The sequence below is a fragment of the Lentzea aerocolonigenes genome, from assembly GCF_000974445.1.
GTDB lineage: Bacteria > Actinomycetota > Actinomycetes > Mycobacteriales > Pseudonocardiaceae > Lentzea > Lentzea aerocolonigenes.
In genome coordinates, this window is record NZ_BBOJ01000022.1 from 175324 (window position 1) to 198304 (window position 22981).

Here is a 22981-nt window from a genome sequence, read left to right on the forward strand (position 1 = left end):
AGCGCGGGTGATCACGCCGGAAGTGCCGCGCGGCCAGGACCGGGCAGCCGGAGGTCATGTGCCTTCCGGCTCATGACACGGACGCCGCACGCGCCGTAGCCTCGGCGGTGTGACGAGCGTCAGGCCCGTCGTGCCGTGGGTTTCCGGTGCGGTCTACGGGATCGTGTTGCTGGCCGGGCTGTACTACGCGCTCGCCGGACTGGGCGACGGTGACGGGGCGAGACTCGCCGGCTTCGTCGCCGGGCTCGCTGCGGTCGCGGCGCTGGACGAGGTGGAGCGGCGGCTCGGCCGTGCGCCGGTGGCGTTCCTCGTGGCACGGCTGGCGTTGTTCTTCGCGGTGGCGGCGCTGGACGAATCCGGGTTGTCGCGGGTGCTGTTCGTGCTGGTGCCGTTCACGGCGTACCTCACGTTCGGCAGGAAGGCGGGCCTGGTCCTCGGCGGGCTGTGCCTGGCGCTGCTCGTCGCGGGCTTCGCCGTGCGGGTGCCGGACTGGTACCGGGACGCGGAGTACCTGTCGGACCTGCTGATGTTCGGCACGGGACTCGTGCTGGCGATCGCGATGGCGGAGGTCGCGACGAGGGAACGCCGTGCGTCGACCAAGGTCGCGGAGCTGTCGGCGGCGACCGAGCGCAACCGGCTGGCGCGCGACATCCACGACGGCCTCGGCCACCACCTGACGGCGATCGCGATCCAGCTGGAGAAGGCCACCGCGTTCCGCGACCGCGACCCGCGGGCCGCCGAGCAGGCGCTGACCGACGCCCGCGAGTCGGCCGCCCGCGCGCTGCGGGACGTCCGCACGTCGGTCGGAACCCTGCGCGCGGCACCGGTCTCGCTGCGGGCCGCGCTCACCGAACTGGCAGAACGGGACGACGTGGTCACGGTCCGGATCGACGGCGACGAACCCGACCTCGACCAGGCCGCGGTCACCACGTTGCACCGCGCCGCGCAGGAGGCGGTCACGAACGCCCGCAGGCACGGCCACGCCACGGCGGTGCGGGTCGCAGTGACGTTCGGCGCGGCCGGCACCCGCCTGGTCGTGACCGACGACGGCCGGGGCTTCGACCTCACGGCCTGCCGCACCGGCTACGGCCTGCTGGGCCTGCGCGAACGAGCCGCGCTGGTCGGCGGCGAGTTCACTGTGGACAGTCGGCCGGGCGCGGGCACGTCGGTGACGGTGACGGTCCCGTGACGGCGGTGCGCGTGCTGGTGGTCGACGACCAGCGGCTGGTGAGGGAAGGAATCGCGTCCCTGCTGGACATCCAGCCGGGCGTCGAGGTGATCGGAACCGCGGCGGACGGCCGGGAGGCGGTCGAGCAGACGCTCGCGCTGTCCCCGGACGTGGTGCTGATGGACGTGCGCATGCCGGGAATGGACGGCGTGGACGCGATGGCGGTGCTCGCGAAACGCGCCCCCGGCTGCCGGGTGGTCATGCTGACCACGTTCGACGACGAGGAGTACGTGGTGCAGGCGTTGCGCGCGGGCGCGGCGGGCTACCTGCTCAAGGACCTGCCCGCGGCCGAGCTGGCGGAGGCGGTCCGCCTGGCGCACGCGGGCGTGACCCAGCTCGACGACGCGGCGGCCAGACACGTGGCGGCGGCGCTGAAGCCGCGGTCCACCGGCGTGCTCACCGACCGCGAGACCGAGGTGCTGCGCCTGATCGCGGCGGGCGCGACGAACCGGGAGATCGCCGGCCGGCTGTTCCTGAGCGAGGGCACGGTGAAGAACCACATCTCCCGCATCCTGAGCCGCCTGGGCCTGCGCGACCGCACCCAGGCCGCGTTGTACGCGCGGGACCACGGCGTGCTGTGAAGGTCCACCCCGGCAGGGCGCTGGACTCGTGGACTCCCACTCCAGGCCCGACTTGATCAGGGCGGCGACAACGTTGCCGGGGGGAATTCGTGGTCGGACAGGCACATCGCGGTGCCGCCCCCACTTCCCCGCCTGGTCGGCGGTGGGAGTGGGGGCGGTGCCGCGAGGCGTCCTGCTGAGCGCGAGTCACCTCGCGAACGTCGCGTGACACGCCACTAGCGTTGCAGCGTCAGCACTCCCGGCTTGTAGGGCAGGAGGCCGTAGTCGATGCCGTCGGAGCTGGGGTCGCGTCCCTGGTAGAGGAACTGGAGGTTGCAGGGGTCGATGGTCTTGGTCTGGTCGGGGTTGGTGCGGACCAGGTCGCCGTGGCTGATGTCGTTGGTCCACGTGGCACCACTGTTCGCCTTGCCCGCGAACGGGTTGCTCTCGGTGGCGGCCTGCGGGGTCCACGTGCCGTTGAGGCTCGTAGCGGTGAACGAGCGGAAGTAGCGTCCGCGGGAGCCCATCGCCTCGACGATCATCAGGTACTGGTTCTGGTCCTTGACCTTGTAGACCTCGACCGCTTCGAAGAGGTTGGCCTTGGTGTCGGTCATGATCTTCGTGTAGCTCGACCCGAAGCTGCCGGGGAAGTTCCCGATGGGCATGCTGGCGCGGTAGATGTTGCCTTCGTCGTCGGCGAAGAACAGGTACACGTTCGAGCCGTCGGCGATGATCGTCTGGTCGATCGGGGCTCCGACGGGCAGCGTGCCCGTGAACAACGTCTGCTGCGCGGACCAGCCGTTGGGGTTGGTGGGGTCGCTCGAGGTGCGGTAGGAGAAGCTGTCCGGCCAGCCCCACTGGTAGGCCATCACCCAGATGTTCTTGGGAGCGAAGTAGAACAGCGTCGGCGCGACGGCGTTGAAGGGCATCGAGCTCTGGGTGGCGCCGGCCATGTCGGACCAGTTCGTGAACGGACTGAAGACCGTCGACTGCCAGGCGTCCTTGGTGTCGTGCGTCGTGGCGTAGACGAGGTTCTTGCCGTTGTGGACGACGGAGGTGAAGTCCTTGAGCGACACCCAGCCCGCCTTCGGGTTCGCCAGCGCGCCCGTCGAACTCCAGCGGTACGTCGACGGCAGCGAGCACGAGCTGCTGACACCATCGACCCGGACGAGCTGCCACTGCTGGTTGTTGCCGTTCCAGTCGCTCCACTGCACCACGGCGGCACCGTCGGCGGCCGAGGCGCCCTGCACCTCGACGGCCTTGCCGCTGTTGCGGTTGAGCAGCCGGACGTACCCGTCACTGGAGTCGGCGAGGCGGAACTGCTGGTTGGCGCCGCCGTTGTCGCTCCACTGCACCACGGAGGCACCGTCGGCGGTCGAAGCCCCCAGCACGTCCACGACCTTGCCGGAGTGCCGCACCCGCAGCTTGTAGTAGCCGCTGCCCGCGTCCACGAACTGGAACTGCTGGTTGTTGGCGTTGGATCGCGTCCACTGGATGAGGCCGGCGCCGTCCGCGGTGGACGCACCGTTGACGTCGAGAGCCTTGCCACTGCTGCGGTTCACCAGCACGTACCAGGCGGCTGTGTCCACAGTGGCGGCCGATGCCGACGTGGAGACCGCGGTGAGCATCCCGCCCACGAACGCGACAGCCGCCGCGACGGCCATCCCCTGCCGCCATCGACGACGCCACCTCGCGGTGCTCGCAAACCCGACCGACATAGCGCTTTTCCTTTCGTCATGTGGGAACCGCCGAAACCAGACGGCGCGCGGATGCGGGCGACCCGCCCGTGCACGGGCAGCCACCAGAATGGTGTTAGCGCTAACAATTTGCGGATACGTTCAGGGCAGCAATATGTAGGGACCGGGGCCGCAGTGGCCAATTGACCGTTCAACTAAGCGCGCCACTGGACTGTGAGCGATAACATCAATCGAGTCAAGATGTAACGGGGATGTTTTCGCCGGAAGTCCCACATGAGACGGCGAGCTGCTTCGCGGCTCGGCGGCCGTCGCCGCGGATCTCGTCCGCCATCGACCAGGGTTGTGCCAGTATTCGCTCGAGCGAGTCCGGGGGGATTTCATGCGCGTACTGCTGGCGACGACTGCCAACAACGGTCATTTCGGTCCGATGGTTCCATTCGCGGACGCCTGTCTGCAGGCCGGCCACGACGTGCTGGTCGCGGCGCCAGAGTCGTTCGCCGGGGTGGTCGAGCGTGCCGGGCACCGGCACTGGCCGTGCCCCGACGTCGATCCGGGCGAACGGGCCTCGCTCCACGCGAAGTTCCTGGCGGCAGAACCGGAGAAGCGCAACGAGACCATGGTGACGCTGGGCGCGGAGCTCGCCGCCCGGTCGATCATGCCGGGCGTGCTGGCCGCGCTGGACGAGTGGCGGCCGGACGTCGTCCTGAGGGAGATCGGTGAGCTGGGCTCGGCCATCGCCGCCGAGCTGCGCGGGGTGCCGCAGGTGCAGATGCTGATCGGGCTCGACAAGTTCGTCGACTTCACCCTCCCGCTGGCCGCGCGGGCGCTCGTGACGTACCGCGAGTCGCTGGGTCTCCCCGGCGATCCGGAGGGCGAGAACCTCCACCGCGCGCCGTCGTTCAGCCTGTTGCCGCCGTCGCTCGAGGTGCCGCGCACGCAGGCAGGCCCGGAGGTGCACCGCTTCCGCGTGCCCGCCGCCGCCGGCACGCCGCTGCCCGGCTGGTGGGCGAACGACGACGCACCGCTCGTCTACGCCACGTTCGGCACGGTGGCCGCGGGCGTGCCCTTCGCAGCGGCCGCGTTCCGCACGGTCGTCGAGGCGCTCGCCGACCTGCCGGTGCGGGTGCTGGCCACGGTCGGCGACAGCGGCGACCCGTCAGCCTGGCCCGCGCTCCCGCCGAACGTGCACGTCGAGCAATGGGTGCCGCAGCAGGACGTCCTCGCCCACGCGGCGGCGATGGTGTGCCACGGCGGCACCGGAACCGTGCTCGGCGGCCTCGCGGCCGGGGTGCCGATGGTGGTGGTGCCGCAGTTCGCGGACCAGCCGGACAACGCCGAGCGGGTGGCGGCCGTCGGCGCGGGGATCGGTGTCGGCGGCGGAGAGACGGCGCCTGCCACGGCGGAGGAGGTGCGGGCCGCCGTGACCGACGTGCTCACCGAGCCGTCCTACCGGAAGGCTGCGCGTGCGATGGCCGACGAGATCTCTGCTCTGCCTCCGGTCGACGACGCGATCGGCTTTCTGGCGAAGCTGGCTCTGGAGTGACGGTCAGGGTGCATGGTGGTCGAGGATCGCTGTCACCAGGGCACGTGTGCTGGCCGGCGGTCCGTCCGCACCCATCGCCTGCGCGGTGCTGTTCGTGCCCTCCCAGATGATCGACAACTGGTCGGCGAGCACCTCGGGCTCCGCCACGCCCAGCTGCTCCGCGAGCACGCCGAACCGTTCCCGCACCCACTTCTTCGCGCCGACCGCGCTCCGGTGGGCGGGTAGTGCGTCGTCGGGGAACTCCGCGAGCGTCATCATGCAGACGCACCCCCGGAACACCTCGGGACGGATGTCCTCGGCGAGCGCGTCGAACACGGCGAGAACGCCCGCGCGCGGATCGGGACCGGCTGCGGCGACGGCCGCGTCGAAGCGGGCCTCCGCCTGTTCCCTCGACCTCTCGACGTAAGCGGCGACCAGGTCGTCCTTCGTCGCGAACGCGCGGTAGAGCACGTTGGGCGAGACCCCGGCTTCCGCCGCGATCTTGTCCACGCCCGTCGCCCGGATGCCGTGCCAGTAGAAGAGGCGGCTGGCGACGTCGAGAACGAGGTCCCTGGTCTCGGCCGCCGTCCGGCGCATCGCTGTTCTCCCTCTTGCTCGGTGCTCCAGCCGCACGCTAGCGTACCCTCGTTGTAAGGGAACGTTCCCTTACGAGGTGGACCGAGGGGACGAGATGAACAAGACAGCACTGGTGACCGGTGCCTCCCGCGGCATCGGCCGCGCCATCGCCGAACGCCTCGCCGCGGACGGAGCACTCGTGGCCGTGCACTACGGCACCAACAAGGCCGCCGCACTGGAGACGGTCGCCGCCATCGAGGCGGCCGGCGGCAACGCCTTCCTGGTCGAGGCCGATCTGGCGCGACCCGACGGCGTCGGCCTGCTGATCGACGGACTGGTGGAAGGCCTCGCCGGCCGGCCGCTGGACGTGCTCGTGAACAACGCCGCGGTGTTCGGCCCCGGCATCGACGCGACGGAGGACGAGTTCGACCGGGTGTTCCGGGTGAACGTGCGCGCGCCGTTCTTCCTCATCCAGAAAGCGTTGCCACTGCTGGGTGATGGCGGCCGGATCATCAACATCTCGTCGGGGGTCACCTGGTTCGCGATCCCCGAGGCGGTCTACGCCATGACCAAGGGCGCGCTGAACGCGCTGGGCCGATCGCTGGCGAACACCCTGGGAGACAGGGGAATCACCGTGAACACCGTCTCCCCCGGCATCACCCGCAGCGACATGAACACCTGGCTCGACGACGTGCCCGGCGCGACCGAGGGCGTCACCCGGATCGTCGCTCTGGGCAGGGTCGGCGAAGCGGCCGACATCGCCGACGCGGTCGCCTTCTTCACCACGCCCGACAGCAGGTGGGTCACTGGCCAGGTCCTCGACGTCACCGGCGGCCTCTACCTCGGTCCGCGGGCCCCGTTGCACCACTGACGGGGCACACGGGGTCAGCCCGTCAGGGCGACGGCCGGGTCGGACGTGGCGAAGAGGCCGTCGAACACCCGGACACGGTCGAAGGACAGGGCGTGCTCGCGTGCTCGGTCCGCCATGTGTTGACGTTCCTCGGCTGACATGTCGAAGACCACCCGGTCGATCGCGGCGGCGATGTGGTGGGCGTTGCCGGCCTCGACGAGGATGGCCGTCCCGCCCACCGCTTCGCCGACGCCTCCGGTGGTGGTCGTGATCACCGGCCCGCCACCCGCGAGCATCTTCTCGGTCAGCGCGATGCCGAAGGTCTCGACGAACTCCGGTTCGGGCTTGGTGGGCAGCGCGTACACGGCGCAGCCGTTCATCAGCAGGGGCTTTTCCTCGTCCTCGACGTCGGTGAGGAAGACGATCCGGTCGTTGTGCCGGGTGATCGCCTGGAGGTGCTCCAGTTCGGGGCCGTTGCCGGCGATCACGAGCTTCAGCCGTGACTGCGCCTGGCAGCGGGCGAACGCGTCCACCAGGTCGTAGATGCCTTTGGCCCGGGTCACCCTGGACAGGAACAACACGTACCCGTCGCGTTCCAGGCCGCGTCGCTTCAGGGCGACGTCGACGAGCGCCGGATCGAGGTCGAGGTAGGCCGACGTGTCGATCGGCGGGTAGCTGACCGAGATCCGGCGCACGCACTGGCGGGCGAAGCGGGTGCCGCAGTGCTCGTCGACGGCCTCGGCGCAGGCGATGATCTCCTGCCTGGTGTACTCCGACACGGCGATCACCTGGTCGTTGGCGAGGAACCGGGTGAACAGGACCACGGCTGCCCCGAACCGGCCCTCGCGCAGGCACGAGCGAATCACGTTGGTGACGTCCGAGCCGACCGCCTTCGCGATGGTGTGGACGTCAGGTGCGTAGCCGACGGCCCGTGCCGCGTCGACGGCGTCGCGCACCACGGCGTCGTGGGGAGCGAGGTACATCGACACGCAAGTGGTCGGCACCGGCTCGGCCAGCAGTTCGACCAGGCGGCCCGTCAGCCCGGCCAGGTGCCGGCCGTCGGGCACCCGGTAGTCGCCGACGGGCTCGGGCCGCTCCACGGTGATGCCCTCGCTGTAGGGCATGATCCGGTCCAGCGGCTTGAGCGGCAGTCCTGCCGCCTGCAGCAGGGGTATCGGCCACGTCAGCAGCCGGACGTCGTCGAAGCCGCGGGTGAGCGCGACCTCGGCCAGGTTGCGGGCTTCTCCGGAGTGACCGCAGATGACCGGGTCGGCCCGGACCACGATGACGAGACGGCGGCTTGGCCTGCTCATGTGCGAGCCCCCTTTCCGGGCGGGTCGGACACCGATGGCGGAAGGATCTTGCGTCCCCACTCCGAGGGGTGAGGGCCGAGCTCGAGCAGCAGCCGGCCGCCGGTGTGGACGTCGGAGGCGCGCAGATGCGCCGCATCCAGTGGTGTGCCGTTCAGCTGGGCGGACTGCACGTACTGCGGCGGCGGGTTCTCTTCCAGACCGTCGGAACTGATGGACGTCTCGCGGTGTCCGCGGGTCTCGATGACGAACTCGCGGTCCCCGAGGTGCAGCGTGGCGCGGCTGAAGGCGGGCGCGTTGACTAGGAACAGGTTCTGCCCGGCGACCGGGAACAGGCCGAGCGAGGCCCACACGTACCAGGAGCTCAGCCCGCCCGAGTCGTCGTTGCCCGGCAGGCCGCCGGGACCGGTGCCGAACTGCCAGGTCAGCGCCGCGTGCACGATCTCGGCGGTGCGGTCCGGCCGAGCCGCGTAGTGGTAGGACCACGGCGCTTCCATGTCCGGTTCGTTGTTCAGGCCCTCGAACCGGTTCAGCAGGTAGCCGGCCGCCATCTCCAACGGGCCGGGACGCTGACCGGGCTGCGCCACCCGCGGGGCGCCGTAGCCGAAGAACGCGTCGAGGGTGCTGACGAACGCTTCGTTCCCGCCGACCATCGCGATTCTCGCGGCCATGTCGTGCAGCAGCCGGAACGAGTAGTTCCACTTGCCGCCTTCGTAGAACGACGAGTCGAGGAGCAGCCCGGTGTCCGGGTCGAACGCGTTGGACCACAGGCGGCTCCGCGCGTCGAGGTCGTCGGCGAGCTGGACGTCGTTGAGGGCCCTGGCGACGCCGGCGGTGCAGTGGCAGGCGTAGGCGAGGTCGAGCGTGTGCGAGATCGGGTGCACGACGCCGTGCTCGTAGAAGTCCTCGCCGTACATCCGGCGCAGGTCGTCGTACATGTGCACCAGCGCCCAGGTCCAGTCCAGGTCGCCGAGGCCGAGCGTGTGCGCGTCGGCCAGCGCGGTGTGGACCAGCGCGCTCGCCTGCCGGAAGAACCTGTCCGCGCCGCGGGCCATCCGATACCCGATGGGGAAGTTGCCTTCCTCCTCGCACACCCGGATCAGCGACTCCAGGAGATCGACCGCCCGGTCCGGGCAGATGGCCATGAGCAACGGCAGCTGGGTCTTGTAGATGTCCCACATCGTGCAGATGTCGAACACGAAGGGCCCCGAGGACGGCCAGAACGGGCTCTCGTCGTCGGCGAAGCACGGCTTGATCAGGGAGTGGTACAGGGCCGTCGCGAACACCTGCCGCCTGGCGGGTGACCCGCCCTCGACCTCCACCCGGCCCACGTGGTCGCGCCACCGCGCCCTGGTCTGCGCCCGGACGACGTCGAACGCCGGCGCCCCCTCGCCGCATTCGCGGTGCAGGTTCTCCCGCGCCTGTTCACAGCCGCGCAGCGAGAACCCGATCTGGATCTCGACGCTCTGCCCCGCGGTGGTGGGGCCCATGTAGAGCAGCCCGAACGGGCGCAACGTGGTCTGCCTGATGCGGTCGAAGTCGAGCCGCGTACCACCCTCGATCAGCCGGCGGTCGTGCCAGAGCATCTGCCGCCAGCCCGGACTGTCGACCCTGATGTACACCGACAGCGGCACGCCTTCGACGACCACGGTTCCCTGGGCGCGGCCGTTGCCGAGGCTCTCCACGTGCGCCCGCAGCGGCACGGTGCGGCCGAGATCGATGGCCAGCCCGCCGCAGGACAGGTCGACGACGACCCGTGCGCTGCGGTGCTCGGGGAAGGCGTACCGGTGGACGGCGACCTTCGCGCCGACGGTGACCTCACAGCGGATGCCGGTGTCGAGCGTGGCCGCGTAGTACCCGGCTTCAGCGGTCTCGTCGTGCAGCGGCCAGGCCTCACCGAGGACGTCCAGCTGCTGCACCATCGGGGTCACCCGCACGTAGTTGTAGTACTTGCGGATCGCACCGGTACCGGACTGTTGGAAGTGGGTGAACCCGGACGCCTGCAGCCGGTCGAACAGCTCCTCCGGCTGACCCTCGGTGTTCTTGTGGTAGAGGCCGTATCCGGTCGGGTAGGCACCGGAGTAGGCGCAGGCGGACACCATGCCGAGCGGCGACGTCGCGCCGGGGTGGGTGTTGCCCACCTGCGCTTTCGGCCACCACCAAGTGGCCGCCAGCCCTTGCGCCGCAGGCAACGAGGTGGCAGCCGTTCCGATGAATGGATCAATCTCGTCGAGGATGGACTGACAGTAGGTCGCTGGGGCACCACGTTGGTTTCAGCGACATGAACATGTCGAGGATCAAGGAGCCCGGGCGAAGTTCGGTTCCGCGGCTTCCAGTCGTGGTACCGGGATGCCCAGCCGTCGCGCTTCGGCGAGGGTGTCCCGGCAGATCTCGCGCGGCTCCTCGGCGTCGGGGTCGGAATGCGCCTCCATGCTCACGCGCAGGGGCTTGACGTGAGCGGTCAGCCAGGCGAGCGCGGGAGCCATCAGCCAGGTCGGCGCCCGGAACAGCAGCACCCCTGCCCGGTGGCGTCGCAGGTCGATGCCACGCGCCGCGAGGAGCGGCAGCAGCTCCCGGCCCGCCAGCAGGGCCTCACGCAGGTCGCCCGTCGCCCCGGCCAGCTCTGACAGGGAGCCCAGCCGCAGACCCTGTGAGAACAGGGCGGCATCCGACGCGAAGTGGACCCACAGCCAGCCGCGGAGGTCGGGCTGCTCCTTGATCCGGAGTCCGGCCCCGCGAAACGCCTGGCGCACGGCCCGCTCCCGGTCGGTCGGAGGCCCGCCGAGGGTGCCGAAGACGATCGACGGCAGCAGCATCCCGCGGAGCACGCCGTCCGCGCCGAAGCCGCCACCGGCCAGGGGGAAGCCCCAGGCGATCCGGTCGAGCGGCAGTGCGCCGGCCGCGGCCCGCGGTTCGGTCCAGAGGTTGCCGAGAACCAGCACCGTGGCCTGGCCGACCCGCGTGGCCAGGAAGACCGTTGCCTCCGCGAGGCGGTGGTGCGGCACGCTGAGCACGATCAGGTCGAAGTCGTGGTCCGGCTCCAGCGCCTCGCGGTAGCGCACCGGCCACTTCTCGACGACGCGCCGCCACCACACCCGGCGCCGCACATCGAGCAGGTCGAGGTCCACCGCGTCCCCGTACGCCGCCGCGCGGCCCGGCCGGACGTAGAACTCGACGTCGTGTCCGGCCTGGTGCAGGGTCCAGCCGTAGATGGTGGCGATCACGCCTCGGCCGAACATCAAGATCTTCACGCCGCACCTCGCCGGGGTACCATCGATCTGGAGGTCATCTCCACTTCAAAAATATGGAGGTAATCTCCACTTGTCAACGCGAGGGAGCGCATGACAGCCGGCAAGCCGCTGCGGGCCGACGCCCAGCGCAAGCGCGAGGCCCTGCTCGCCACGGCACGGGAGGTCTTCGAGACCGGAGACTTCTTCGACCTGCGCTTCGACGACTTCGCCCGCTTGGCGGGGGTGGGCACCGGCACTCTCTACCGCCACTTCCCCACCAGGGAGGCACTGGCCGAGGCCGTCTACCGCGGGGAAGTCGCCACGCTGTGCGACCGCGCTCGCCACCTGCAGGCCACCCTGCCCGCGGCGGAGGCGCTGGCGACCTTCCTGCGCGACGTGGTCGACCACACCGCTGCCCACAAGGGCCTCGCCCGGACGCTGGCCACGCTCATGGCCGACCGCTCAGGCGCCCTCGCCGAGGGCAGCCGGGCACTGGAGCAGGCCGTCACCGACCTGGTGGCCACCGCCGTGCGGGACGGCACCGTTCGCGACGACGTGGACGCCGGTGCCGTGATGATGGCGCTGCACGGCATCGGTGCGGCCCACGACCGCCCTGCTTGGCGGGCCGAGGCCGACGGCGTCATCACCCTCGTGCTGGCCGGACTGCGCCGGCCGCGCTCGGACGGATAGGTCGCGCGATTCAGCGAGCGTCACGGCCGGCTCTGCAGCCCGATCCGGTAGCGGTGGTGGTAATGCCTGCCGGTGAGCCACAGGTCCCCCGCCGTGTCCGGCACCGCCGCGATGCCCCCGATCACCTGGTCGCGGCCCGTCGGCACTTCGGCGACGGTGACGGCGGTGAGGTCGGCGTCCGCGACGACGGCGCCGGTGGCGAGGTCCACGCGGATCATCCAGTCCGTGCCGGTGACCGCCGCCCACACCTGCGGGCGGCCGTCGACGTTCACGCAGTGGAGCTCGCCGAGCCGTGCGGTGGACCACTCGCGGGTGACGACACGCAGCTCGCGGATCAACGCGGCGGTGTCGCGATCGCGCAGCAGCAGTCTGGTGGTGCCGTCCGACTGGACGAGGTTCGTCCCGTCGTAGCACAGTCCCCCGCTCTCGTCCGCGATCGTCACACGGCGTCGTTCCTCCAGTGACCGCGGATCCAGCAGCACCGCGGCACCTGCGCCGGTGCGCCACAGGCCGGCCGGGGTGAGCGCGATTCCGTTGCCCGGCGGCACGTTCCGCTGGGCTCGGAGCTCACCGGTGAGCGGTGCCACCGCGCGGATCACCGGCCCCGTGTCCTCCACCAGGAGATCCCCCACCAGTTCCAGGCCGCGTGCGTCGGCCCGGTCGGTGGGAACACGCGCGAGCACCTGGGCGCGGAAGTGTCGTGAAGCAGAACGCAGCGCGGCCGGCGCGGGACTGGCCGTGGTCGCCGGTGCCGGGCTGACGTGGGCGACGGGGCGAGGGGCCGCACAGGCGGTGAGAGCCAGCAGTGCCGTGGCCACCGGGCAGAGAATTCTGTTGATGCGCAACGGTTTCACCGCCCCGATCATCGTGCCGGGCCGGCCGCGGTGCTTCCGCCGCCGCGGGTGAGCCCGCCGGGCCCGTTCACCCGCCGGAGGTGAGGCCGCCCGCGCCGTGTGCGGCCAGGCTGGACGGACAATCCACTGTGGAGGCTGCCGTGACCGATGTGACAGTGCCTGCGGGACGACGACTGCTGGCCCGGCTCGCCTTCGTGCTGGCGGGAACGGCCGTCGTGGTCGTGCTGGTCGCGGCGGGGCTGCGCGCCGGTGTGGGGCTGGTGCTGGTCGGTGGCGCGGGAACGGTCATCGCACTCGTGGCCACCTGGTGGTTCATCACCCACCGCGGCCTGGTGCGCTGGCTGGCGGGGATCCTGATGCTGCTCGCGCCGCTGACCGTGATCGTCCTGTACGTGCAGGCGCGCCTGGCGTGGGTGGTCGTGGTGTGTGCCCTGCTGTGGTCGGCGGCGCTGGCTTGTGGACGGCGCGCGCTCGCTCCGAGCGGTGGGCCGGACCGTCCGGCCGAACTCGAGGTGCCACCTCCCCGGCGGCCGTACCTGATCATGAATCCGAGGTCGGGCGGTGGGAAGGTCGAGCGGTTCGGTCTCGCACAACTGGCTCAGGGGCTCGGGGCGGAGGTCTGCGTGCTCGACGGACCGCAGGACGTCGCCGCGCTCGCCCATCGGGCCGTCGACAACGGCGCCGACCTGCTCGGAGTGGCCGGGGGTGACGGCACCCAGGCGATCGTGGCGGGCATCGCGGCGCAACGCGGGGTGCCGTTCATGGTCGTCTCCGCGGGCACTCGCAACCACTTCGCACTCGACCTCGGTCTGGACCGGGACGATCCCCGCCGCTGTCTCGACGCGCTCAGCGACGGCGTCGAGGTGCGGGTGGATCTCGGTGTGGCCGGGGACCGCGTCTTCGTCAACAACGCGTCGTTCGGCGCGTACGCCGAGGTTGTGCGGAACCCCGCCTACCGCGACGGCAAGACCCGGACGACGCTCGACCTGTTGCCCGGCCTGTTGACGGGGCCGCGGGCGGCGGTGCTGCGGGTGCGGGCGGACGAGGCCGGGCTCGTCGGGGCGCAGGCGGTGCTGGTCAGCAACAACCCGTACGGGTCGAGCGACTTCGCCGGGCTGGGACGCAGGCCGCGGTTGGACGGCGGCGTGCTGGGCGTGCTCGCGGTGACGGTGCGCAACGCTGCCGAAGCCGCCGGCCTGGTGCGCGGCCGGCGGCGGTCGAGTGCCGTGTTCCAGCAGACCGCGACGGAGGTCGTCATCACGGCGGACACACCGTCGTTGCCGGTCGGGCTGGACGGCGAGGCGGTCACGCTGCCGGCTCCCGTGCGGTGTGTGGTCAGGCCGGGTGCGCTGCGCGTGCGGGTGCCGCGCCACCGGCCCGGGGTGCCGTCGCACCGGCCAGAGCTGGACTGGGTGCGGCTGCGCGGACTGGCCCTGTCCTAGAGGTCTTGCCTGTCCTGGAGGTCTTCAGCGCCAGGCCACTCGCCGAGCCGTGCGCCGGACTACCCGGCGTGTTCCGAACATCCCGGGAACTCCCCCTGCTCGCCGTGCCGTGCGTCGTGCGGTGCGGCGGGCCACGCGGCGTGATCCGAACACGTCTGCCTCCTCACGAAGTCGATCCCGCTGTTTCCAGGTCGTGCAGTTGCCTGGCCTCCTCCGCGTTCACCAACCCGATCGCGATCAGGTCGAAGGGGCTGATGAAGCCGTCGGAGATGCGGAAGCCCCCGGCACGGGCGACGGCGTCGCGCAACGGCACGGCCCAGTGGTGCTCGATGAGCAGCAGCGCCGCCGCGCTGTCGTTCGGGATGTCGGCGAGCACGTCCCACGCGTCCGCGTCGTCGAACGGGTGCACGCCGCCTTTTTCCGCGGCCGACTCGGCTCCCGCGACCGCGCCGGTCTCCGCGCCCGCCTCCCCCGCGGCGCCGAGACCGATCAGCGCGCCGATCTTGCCGCCCAGCTCGACCGCTTCCGCGGGCGACAGGGTGCTCAGGCGCTCGATCGCGATGTTGCCCTGCGGGTCCTTGTGGACGGCGATGGCGTCGATCACCCGGATGGAGTCGGTCTTGCGGAGCTTCTCCAGTTCGGCGATCACCTCACCGCGGAAGTCCGGGTGTGTGAAGCCCAGCACGATCAGTTGGATCGGCCCGATGGCCATGCGACCCCTCCTCGACTCGATCAGTTGCCTCATCGTCGGGGCGCACGGGCCTCGGTCACCTCATCCGCCGCGGGTGGAACGCACGGTCACCGCACAGGGCTCGGCTGGGTCCGCGGCAGGAACGCGGCCGCCACCATGCCGCCCAGTGCGATCACCGCCAGCACGATCAGCGCGAGCGCGTACGAGCGTTCGGGTGTCCTGGTGATGTCGGCGACGAGGATGGTGCCCGCGATGGCGGCGCCGAGTGAGGAGCCGAGGTTCGACACGCTGCGGGACAGGCCGGAGATCTCGCCCTGGAGGGCGTCCGGGAAGCTCGACTGCACGACGTTCACCGACGGTGTCAGCATCGCGCCGATGCCGAGCCCGATCAGGAAGAGGCCCGGCAGGAAGGTCCACACCTGCGACGAGATGGTGAGCAGGGCGAGGAAGAGCCCGATGCCGGCGACCGTGACGCCGAACCCGGTCAGGACGAGGGTGCGCTGGGTGTGCCGTTTCGCGAGGCGCTCGGCCAGCAACGACGCGAGCAGCACGCCCACCGTCGCCGCCGTGAGGATCAGGCCGGTCTGGATCGCGTTGTAGCCGCGCACCACCTGGAGGTAGGCCGAGACCACGAACGAGATGCCCATGAGCACGAGCCACTGCACGTTCTGGGTGACCAGGCCGAGGTTGGAGGTGCGGCTGCGGAACAACGCGGTCGACAGCAACGGCTCGACGCCCGCGCGTTCCTTGGCGCGCACCGAGTGGAAGAACCACACCAGCGTGAGAGAGCCGGCGACGAGCAACCCGGCCATCAGCCAAAGGTTGTCGTCCGCCGCCAGCACACCGGACACGACCAGGACGAGCCCCGCCGACGACAGCACGGCGCCGCGGACGTCGAACGGACGGGCCGGGTCCGGTGGCCCGGGATCCCGGACGTACCTGCGGCTCAGCACGAAGATCACCACGATCACCAGCGCCTGGAACAGGAACGCGACCCGCCAGCTCAGTGCCGTCGTGATGAGCCCGCCGATCAGCGGTCCGGTGGCCGCGCCGATGCCTGCCATGCCGTTGATCGCACCGAACGCGCGGGCTCGCGCGGTGACGCCGCTGAACAGCATCGTCGCCAGGATGTAGACGGGCGGGATCAGCAGCGCGGTGCCGACCCCCTCGAAGATCGAGTTGCCGAGGACGAGGACCGGCAGACCGGGTGCGAGCGCGCTCAGCACGGCGCCGGCCCCGTACACCGCGAGGCCGGCGGTGAGACACCGCTTGCGGCCGTACCGGTCGGTGAGTTTGCCGCCGGGGATCATCAACGCAGCCATGACCAGCAGGAAGATCGTGATCGCGACCTGGACGCCGTGGACGGTGGTGTCCAGGTCCCTGCTGATGTCGTTGATCATCACGTTCATGTTGGAGCCGGCGAAGCTGCAGATGAACTGGGCGAGGGCGAGGGGGACGAGCGCTTTGCGCAAGGCCTTGGAGTCCACCCGCGCAGACTCCAACGGCCCACGTCCTGGCCGCTTCACCCGCCGCGAATGAGGCACCTCGCCGGTGCTCCACCGCGGCGGGTGGTGTGCCGCCGGCCGCGAAGCTGTTGTGTCGCAGGTGAACCGGAGCCACCGGTTCCGCCGGGGAGGTCTGACCAAGCATGTGCCGATGGCTCGCGTACTCCGGTTCCCCGGTCCTGCTGGAGGAACTCCTCTACGTTCCGGCGAACTCGCTCGTCGCGCAGAGCAAGCACTCCCGGCTGGGAGTGGAGACGACCAACGGTGACGGCTTCGGCGTCGGCTGGTACGCGACCGCACCGGCGCCGGGCCTGTTCCTCAGCACGGAACCAGCCTGGAACAACCGCAACCTGCGCGAGCTCGCGGCGCAGATCACGGCGGGTGTCGTCTTCGCGCACATCCGCGCGTCCACCGGAACCGCGATCCAGCAGACGAACTGCCACCCCTTCCGGCACGGTCGCCGGCTGTGGATGCACAACGGCCTCATCTCCGAGTTCCCCTTGGTGCGCAGGGAACTCGCGTTGGTGGTCGATCCCTCGCTCTACGCCGAGATCGAGGGATCGACCGACTCGGAGATCCTCTTCCACCTCGCGCTGACCTTCGGCCTGGAGCACGACCCGCCCACCGCGGTGGCCCGCACCGTCGGTTTCGTCGAGGCGATCGGCAGGAACCACGGTGTGAGACATCCGCTCCAGATGACGGTCGCCACGACCGACGGCGAGACCACCTGGGCCTTCCGCTACTCCAGCGAAGGCCGATCGCGCAGCCTGTTCCACAGCGCCGACATCACCACGCTGCAACAGCAGTACCCGGACAACCCCGCACTGCACTCGCTCTCCGCCGACACCCGGCTCGTGGTGTCCGAGCCGCTGGGCGATCTGCACGGCGCCTGGCGCGAGGTGCCCGAGTCGACCTGTGTCGTCACGCGCGACGGCGTCCAGGAGATCCTCGAGTTCCGGCCGCGCCGCTGACCTGATCGCCGCGCCGGAACGTTCAGCACGCCACGGTCAGTCCACAAAGGACTTCATTCGGCCCAACGCAACCAGCTGCGAGCTGAACCCGCTAGTTGGCCCTCACACGTCTGGTGTCGTACGCCCACATCGCGATCTCGACGCGGTTGCGTGCGCCGAGCTTGGCCATCAACGACGCGACGTGGTACTTGACCGTGCTCAGGCCGACGAAGAGCTCGGTGGCGATCTCGGCGTTGGTCCGGCCCCGTGCCACCAACGCGAGCACCTCCTCCTCGCGCTCGGTGAGCGGGTCGACGGGCTGGACCGGTACCGTCGGCGCCTGGTCGGCGAAGATCGCCAGCAACCGGCTGGTGACGTTGGGGGCGATCAGCGCGTCCCCGTTGGCCGCCGCGTGGACGGCCTGCACGAGCAGCGCCGGACCGGCGTCCTTGAGCAGGAAGCCGCGGGCACCGGCGCGCAGGGCGCCGAGGACGTACTCGTCGAGGTCGAAGGTGGTGATCACGACGACCGCCATCGGGTCCGTCACGGCCGCTCCGGCCAGGCGCCGCGTCACCTCGACGCCGTCGAGCCCCGGCATCCGGATGTCGACGAGGAGGACGTCGGGACGCAGCCGGGTCGCCAGTTCGAGCGCGGCGAGCCCGTCCGCCGCCTCCCCCACGACCTCGATGTCGGGTTGCGCGCCGAGGATCATCACCAGCCCGGCCCGGACCAGGTCCTGGTCGTCGGCCACGACAACACGGATGCTCACGCCACCACCTCCACCGGCAGCACGGCCTCGACCACCCAGCCACCGTCGGACCCCGGCCCCGCGGAAAGCGATCCGCCGAGGAGCTGGGCGCGTTCGGCCATGCCCAGCAGGCCGAACCCGGCCTCCGGAGCCGGCCCCGCAGCGGTCTGCCCGTCGTCGCTGACCCGCAGCCTGACGGCGTCACCCTCCCGGCGCACGTCGATCCCGACGCGGGTGGCGCTCCGGGCGTGCCGCACGGCGTTGGTCAGCGACTCCTGCGCGAGCCGGTACAGCGCGGCGTCCACGGGTCGCGCCAGCCGGGTCAGCGAACCGTGCAGCGAGACCTCGACGGTGGGCGTCGCGTCGGCGCGCGCCAGAGCAGGCAGGTCCGCCACCCCCGGCTGCGGCGAGTAGGCGACGGCTTCCTCCTCCCGCAGCACCCGCACCATGGATCTCATCTCCGCCAGGGTCCGCGACGCTTCGGACTCGATGGCGGCCAGGACCTCGGCAGCCTTCTCGGGCTGGATGGCGGCGAGCACACCACCGGCCTGCGCCTGCACCGCGATGGCCGACACGTGGTGGGCGACCGTGTCGTGCAGCTCTCGCGCCAGCGCCACCCGCTCCTGATTGCGGATCTCGCGCTGCTGGCGGTGCCAGAGGTCCGCCCGGTAGCGGAACACCGCCGCGAGGGCCACGAACAACAGCAAGAGGACGCACCCGCCGAAGAAGTCGGCCCAGCCAGCGGAGGAGACGTACATTCCCAGCGCGACGACGGCCGTCACGAACGCCGTCCCCCAGACCATCTCCCGTCCCGAGCCCCACCGCACCAGGGAGTAGAGCAGGATCAGGACGGCCATCGTGGAGTAGAGGCCGAGGTCCCCGGTGCCGGCAGCCAGCTGGAGGACCGAGAGCAGCCCGACAACGCCCCACCCGACCACGGCGGCCACCAGAGGACGCCCCCGCCGCCAGAGCAGCGCGGGCGTCAGCGTCAGGGCGAGGACCGTCACGAGGGGTTGCCAGGCCAAGTCCGGCCGAGAGATGCCCTCGACCAGGGTGGCGGCCGCGAACACGGCTGCCAGCAGCCAGTCGAGCCGGCCGACGGGTGGCGCGTCAGCGGGCCGCGGCTCACGCGAGATGGAGCGCCAGACAGTGACCACGGCTCCAGCCTAGGGATCGGTGTCCCCCGGCGTACCAGCCGAAAGAACAGGAGGGAGACCGTGCCATCGGCCAGGCGAACCCCAGCCTCCGGACCGGGGTGCCCGCCGCCGGGCTCGGCGATCGTGAACCCACCGATCTTCACCACGACAACGGAGCCCACGATGAGTACACGTCACCCCGCCACGCTGGAAGACCAGCGGATCCCGGTGAGAGCCAAGCTCGCCGCAGCGTGGACCAGCTTCATGTTCCTGTACGCCTACGTGGACATTCTCAACTTCTTCACGCCCGGCGTCGTCCAGGACATCCTCAACGGCAAGGTCTTCAAGTTCGACCTCTCCGAGACCTTCTCGACGACGGCGCTGACCCTCGTGGCCGTCCCGATCTTCATGGTCGCGCTGTCGATGACGCTGCCCGCCAGGGCGAACCGCATCACCAACCTCACCGTCGCCGCGCTCTACGTCCCCGTCACGGCGTTCAACGCGCTGGGCGAGTCCTGGCGGTACTTCTACGGCCTCGGCGTCGCACTGGAACTGATCCTCCTCGCCCTCATCGTGCGGTACGCCTGGACCTGGCCACGCACCGCATCGTCGGCGACCAGCCCGGACCGTGAAACCGTTCGCGCCCAACAGCAAGCGTGAACACAGGCGCGGCAAGGTCCTGACCCCGTCAGGGCCTGCCGCATGCCGCGTCTCCGGACCACTTGTGGCGCAACAAATCCTCTACCCCTGACGCTGACAGCGTGGTCCATGAAGGACTCCTACCGCACAAATCAGCGTGAAGCGGACTCGCGACAACGGACGAACCCAGCGCAAATCGACACCAACGTGCGCCGTCCCCACCACCGTCGTCGGCACGGCTCACCTCCCAGACCTCCACGAAGTCGAACCTCGGCGACCAGCGCGCGTTACTCCACATGCGCGCCTTGACACCCGAACTCCCTGATCACCGAACCACCGGTCTGACCCCCAGGAACTCACCGAAGATCGCCCCTCCGATCGTCGCGTTCCGTGTCTCCGTTGCGACACTAAGTCAGAACTGGGGATGTGAAGCTCGGCTCGAAGCTGACAAAGTATCCGGGTGCCAAATCCTGCACCGGCGCCGGAGCCGGTCCGACTGCTCCTCGTCGAGGACGACCAGGAAACGGCGGCGATGCTGGCCGAGCTGTTCGCGGACGAGGGCTACGAGGTCGACGTGGCCCTGGACGGGCAACAGGGACTGCACCTCGCGCTGAGCCGCAAGCCGGGCATCATCGTGCTCGACCGGGGACTACCCGCGATCGACGGGCTGGAGCTCATGGTCCGGCTGCGGCGGGTGGGAGTGACCGCGAAGATCCTGATGCTGACCGGTCACGGTGACGTCTCCGAACGGGTGCGAGGGCTGAACGCCGGCGCTGACGACTACGTCAGCAAGCCGTTCGACCTGGACGAGCTGATCGCCAGGGTGCGGGCCCTGCACCGCAGACACCTGGAACACACCGATCTGCTCCCTCTCGGCCAGGGGTACCTCGACCCTCGCCAGCGCGAGGTGCTGACCTCGAAGAGAGGCCTGGTCCAGCTGTCCGCCCGCGAATGCGACCTGCTCCGCACCCTCGCCGTCACGCCCGACGTCATCCGCCGGCGCTCGGACCTGCGCACCCAGGTGTTCCCGGAAGCCACCTCGGAGTCCATCGTGGACACGTATGTGCACTACCTGCGCCGCAAGCTGGGGCGCGAGGTCATCCACACCGTGCACGGTCTCGGTTACCGCGCCGGGGTCGTGTGATGGCCGCGCTCACCCGCACCCGCTGGTCGATCACCGCACGGCTGACGCTGCTGGCCACGGGGATCGTGCTGGTCATCGAGTGCGTCATCTACCTCATCACGGCGCACATGCGTGAGAACGACACCCGCCACGACCTGATGTGGGCGATGGAGCACTCGTCGATCTCGAAGCCACCCGCGTGCACGTGGCTGGTCGTCGAACGCGATGGAGTGGTCGCCGAGACCGCCGGACTGCCCGACGGCTTTCCGTTGTCCGAGAGCCTGCGCCACGCCGGCGAGCCGCGGTTCGAGCAGATCGAGATCGACGGGCAGAGCTATCGCGTCCTCACGCAGCGGCGCGGCGACGAGTCCGTGCAGGTCGTCCTGGACGAGCGGTTCCACCTGCTGGAGAGGCAGAACCTGCTGATCGCGTTCAGCGTGGCGCTGCTGCTGTCCGCGCTGACCGTGGTCGTCGTCGTCCCCGCCGGGAGCCGTTTCCTCTTCAACCAGGCGATAAAGCCGCTCAACGAAGCCCTGGCGCGGCAACAGCGGTTCGTCGCCGACGCGAGCCACGAGCTGCGCGCGCCCCTGACCCAGCTGCACACCAGGGCACAGCTGCTGGCGCGCAAGGTGGACAGGATGAAGTGTCCGGAAGCCCTGGCCGAGGAGATGCGGCGGCTGGTCAACGGCACCCGCCAACTCGGTGACGTGGTCGACGACATCCTCCGCTCCGCGATCTCCGCCGAGCAGCCGCGGTCCGCCCTGGTGGACCTGGCGGAACTGGCGGACGAGGTGGTCGCGGCAGAGGACGCGCGAGCCTCCGAAACGGGCCTGGTGCTGGAGGTCCGGCAGACACCAGGACAGTTCCTCGTGCCAGGAGAAGCATCCGCGTTGCGCCGGGTGGTCACCGCGTTGGTGGACAACGCGATCGGCCACACGCCCGCGGACGGCACCATCGTCGTCACCCTGGAGACGCCGACCCGGACCACGGTTCGGTTGTCGGTGCGCGACAACGGAATCGGCTTCGACCAGGCGGACGAGAGGTCGCTGTTCGAGCGCTTCAACCGCGGCACGGCAGGGCGCGGCCAGCGGTTCGGCATCGGGCTGTCGCTCGTCCGCGAGATCGTGGAAGCCCACCACGGCACGGTGTCGGCCGAGGGCAGACCTGGCGCCGGCGCGGTGTTCACCGTGGACCTGCCCGCCGCGACGCCGGCGATCACGTGGCCCTCCCTCGCGCCGGTCTCGGTGACGCGGCGAACCAGGTCCACGGGAGTTCACATCGCACGGCGGTAGCCGGCCGGATCGGGTTCCACGACGAGGAACGGTTTGCGGGTGCGGAAGCGCTCGTCGGAGGCCATGGTGACGACGTCGGTCGCGACGGAGGCCAGCGGCGAGCCGGGCCGCCAGACGAGCACGGTGCGGCACCAGAGCGGTTCCTCGGCGAGGGGGCGGAGCACCACGTCGGGCACGGGCGGCGAGCTCATCGGGAACAGGCCGACGGTGGTGCCGGAGCCGACGATGGTGGCCGCGGTGCCGTGGTCGGCTCCGAAATGCCGGAACCGCGGCACGAACCCGGCACGCTCGCACGCGGTGCGCAGACTCTGCCGCAGGCCGCCCGCCTTGTCCGCCGGTGCGATCCAGTCGTACTCGGCGAGGTGGGCCAGGCGGATCCTGTCGCGGCCGGCCTCCGGGTGGTCGACGTGCAGGCCGACCAGCAGCGGCTCGACCCCGAGGTCGCGGAAGATCAGCCCGTGCGGTTTCGGCGCCGGTGCGTCGGGATGCTCGGTGATCACCGCCAGGTCGAGCCGCGAAGTGCGCACCAGGTCCACGACCTCGCCGGAATCGTCCTCCACGTAGGTGATCTGCTCGTGGTCCGGCCGCAGACCGCGCAACGCCGCGGCGACGGTGGAGATCCACGGGCTGTCCACGCCTCCCAGCCGGATCGTCGCCGGCCCGCCGCCGTGCGCACGGGTGCGGGCCGTCGCGATCAGGTCGTCGAACTGACCGATCACCAACCGCGCGCCGTGCAGCACGTGGGTGCCCAGTTCGGTCGGCTCGACCCCGTGCGGACGGCGGAGGAACAGCGGCGCGCCGAACTCCCGCTCGATCCGGCTGAGCTGCGCGGTGAGCCCGGACTGGGCGATCCGCAACGAGGCCGCGGCCCGGCTGATGCTGCCCGCCTCGGCCACCGCCACGACGACCTGAAGATGCCGAATTCCCAACTCCATGAC

The 22981-nt window shown here is 70.5% G+C and carries 21 protein-coding genes; 10 read left to right on the top strand and 11 right to left on the bottom strand.

The window, feature by feature from the left end:
* Positions 1–109 precede the first annotated feature (109 nt).
* Both AOM45_RS37175 and AOM45_RS37180 read left to right on the top strand, forming a co-directional pair.
* Complete coding sequence (locus tag AOM45_RS37175; protein ID WP_030470495.1) at positions 110–1189, top strand: sensor histidine kinase; 1080 nt, start codon at positions 110–112, stop codon at positions 1187–1189.
* Entirely contained in the window at positions 1186–1809 is a 624-nt protein-coding gene (locus AOM45_RS37180) for a response regulator (protein WP_030470494.1), read from the top strand. Before AOM45_RS37175 ends, AOM45_RS37180 begins: the two co-directional genes overlap by 4 nt.
* 215 nt (positions 1810–2024) lie before the next feature.
* Here the strand turns inward: AOM45_RS37180 and AOM45_RS37185 are convergent, their stop codons facing one another.
* Positions 2025–3506: a non-reducing end alpha-L-arabinofuranosidase family hydrolase gene (locus AOM45_RS37185; protein ID WP_030470493.1), complete on the bottom strand. Its 1482-nt coding sequence runs from the start codon at positions 3504–3506 to the stop codon at positions 2025–2027.
* Positions 3507–3864: 358 nt separating this feature from the next.
* Between AOM45_RS37185 and AOM45_RS37190 the strand changes: the two genes are divergently transcribed.
* Complete coding sequence (locus AOM45_RS37190; protein WP_030470492.1) at positions 3865–5028, top strand: glycosyltransferase; 1164 nt, start codon at positions 3865–3867, stop codon at positions 5026–5028.
* Between the two features lie 3 nt (positions 5029–5031).
* Here the strand turns inward: AOM45_RS37190 and AOM45_RS37195 are convergent, their stop codons facing one another.
* Positions 5032–5604: a TetR/AcrR family transcriptional regulator gene (locus tag AOM45_RS37195; protein ID WP_030470491.1), complete on the bottom strand. Its 573-nt coding sequence runs from the start codon at positions 5602–5604 to the stop codon at positions 5032–5034.
* Between the two features lie 94 nt (positions 5605–5698).
* On the opposite strand from AOM45_RS37195, the gene AOM45_RS37200 reads away from it, so the two are divergent.
* Positions 5699–6454, top strand: coding sequence for an SDR family oxidoreductase (locus AOM45_RS37200; RefSeq protein ID WP_030470490.1), 756 nt, complete (start codon positions 5699–5701; stop codon positions 6452–6454).
* A 14-nt stretch (positions 6455–6468) separates the two neighbouring features.
* Here AOM45_RS37200 and AOM45_RS37205 read toward each other — a convergent pair whose 3' ends face one another.
* From AOM45_RS37205 to AOM45_RS37215, 3 genes are read right to left on the bottom strand one after another with little or no spacing between them, the layout of a single operon-like run.
* Positions 6469–7746, bottom strand: coding sequence for a glycosyltransferase (locus AOM45_RS37205; RefSeq protein ID WP_030470489.1), 1278 nt, complete (start codon positions 7744–7746; stop codon positions 6469–6471).
* The gene (locus tag AOM45_RS37210; RefSeq protein ID WP_030470488.1) at positions 7743–9980 is read right to left on the bottom strand and encodes a glycoside hydrolase domain-containing protein; all 2238 of its coding nucleotides are present in this window, start codon (positions 9978–9980) and stop codon (positions 7743–7745) included. The genes AOM45_RS37205 and AOM45_RS37210 overlap by 4 nt, the downstream gene beginning before the upstream one ends.
* Before the next feature lie 60 nt (positions 9981–10040).
* Positions 10041–10994, bottom strand: a complete 954-nt coding sequence (locus tag AOM45_RS37215; protein WP_030470487.1) for a ketopantoate reductase family protein — start codon at positions 10992–10994, stop codon at positions 10041–10043.
* A 90-nt stretch (positions 10995–11084) separates the two neighbouring features.
* On the opposite strand from AOM45_RS37215, the gene AOM45_RS37220 reads away from it, so the two are divergent.
* Positions 11085–11663, top strand: coding sequence for a TetR/AcrR family transcriptional regulator (locus AOM45_RS37220; RefSeq protein ID WP_030470486.1), 579 nt, complete (start codon positions 11085–11087; stop codon positions 11661–11663).
* Between the two features lie 20 nt (positions 11664–11683).
* On the opposite strand, the gene AOM45_RS37225 is transcribed toward AOM45_RS37220, so the two are convergent.
* Positions 11684–12517, bottom strand: coding sequence for a glutaminyl-peptide cyclotransferase (locus AOM45_RS37225; RefSeq protein WP_030470485.1), 834 nt, complete (start codon positions 12515–12517; stop codon positions 11684–11686).
* Positions 12518–12657: 140 nt separating this feature from the next.
* On the opposite strand from AOM45_RS37225, the gene AOM45_RS37230 reads away from it, so the two are divergent.
* Positions 12658–13959 carry a diacylglycerol/lipid kinase family protein gene (locus tag AOM45_RS37230; protein ID WP_051784179.1) on the top strand — a complete coding sequence of 434 codons (1302 nt, stop codon included), beginning with the start codon at positions 12658–12660 and terminating at the stop codon, positions 13957–13959.
* 163 nt (positions 13960–14122) lie between these two features.
* On the opposite strand, the gene AOM45_RS37235 is transcribed toward AOM45_RS37230, so the two are convergent.
* Positions 14123–14671: a hypothetical protein gene (locus AOM45_RS37235; protein ID WP_030470483.1), complete on the bottom strand. Its 549-nt coding sequence runs from the start codon at positions 14669–14671 to the stop codon at positions 14123–14125.
* A gap of 86 nt (positions 14672–14757) precedes the next feature.
* Positions 14758–16137: an MFS transporter gene (locus AOM45_RS37240; RefSeq protein ID WP_236703962.1), complete on the bottom strand. Its 1380-nt coding sequence runs from the start codon at positions 16135–16137 to the stop codon at positions 14758–14760.
* 161 nt (positions 16138–16298) lie between these two features.
* Here AOM45_RS37240 and AOM45_RS37245 point away from each other — a divergent pair, with 161 nt between their 5' ends.
* Positions 16299–17126 carry a class II glutamine amidotransferase gene (locus AOM45_RS37245; protein ID WP_030470481.1) on the top strand — a complete coding sequence of 276 codons (828 nt, stop codon included), beginning with the start codon at positions 16299–16301 and terminating at the stop codon, positions 17124–17126.
* Between the two features lie 91 nt (positions 17127–17217).
* On the opposite strand, the gene AOM45_RS37250 is transcribed toward AOM45_RS37245, so the two are convergent.
* Complete coding sequence (locus AOM45_RS37250) at positions 17218–17874, bottom strand: response regulator (protein WP_030470480.1); 657 nt, start codon at positions 17872–17874, stop codon at positions 17218–17220.
* Entirely contained in the window at positions 17871–19010 is a 1140-nt protein-coding gene (locus AOM45_RS37255) for a sensor histidine kinase (RefSeq protein WP_030470479.1), read from the bottom strand. The genes AOM45_RS37250 and AOM45_RS37255 overlap by 4 nt, the downstream gene beginning before the upstream one ends.
* A gap of 162 nt (positions 19011–19172) precedes the next feature.
* On the opposite strand from AOM45_RS37255, the gene AOM45_RS37260 reads away from it, so the two are divergent.
* The 3 genes from AOM45_RS37260 (at position 19173) to AOM45_RS37270 (ending at position 22043) form a co-directional block, all read left to right on the top strand.
* Positions 19173–19649, top strand: a complete 477-nt coding sequence (locus AOM45_RS37260) for a DUF6326 family protein (protein WP_030470478.1) — start codon at positions 19173–19175, stop codon at positions 19647–19649.
* A gap of 439 nt (positions 19650–20088) precedes the next feature.
* Positions 20089–20772 (top strand): response regulator transcription factor, encoded by a 684-nt coding sequence (locus AOM45_RS37265; RefSeq protein ID WP_269083673.1) that lies wholly within the window; start codon positions 20089–20091, stop codon positions 20770–20772.
* Positions 20772–22043: a sensor histidine kinase gene (locus AOM45_RS37270; RefSeq protein ID WP_051784177.1), complete on the top strand. Its 1272-nt coding sequence runs from the start codon at positions 20772–20774 to the stop codon at positions 22041–22043. The genes AOM45_RS37265 and AOM45_RS37270 overlap by 1 nt, the downstream gene beginning before the upstream one ends.
* Here the strand turns inward: AOM45_RS37270 and AOM45_RS37275 are convergent.
* Positions 22025–22978: a LysR family transcriptional regulator gene (locus AOM45_RS37275; protein ID WP_081902439.1), complete on the bottom strand. Its 954-nt coding sequence runs from the start codon at positions 22976–22978 to the stop codon at positions 22025–22027. The two genes, AOM45_RS37270 and AOM45_RS37275, sit on opposite strands and share 19 nt — an antisense overlap.
* Between the last annotated feature and the right edge of the window lie 3 nt (positions 22979–22981).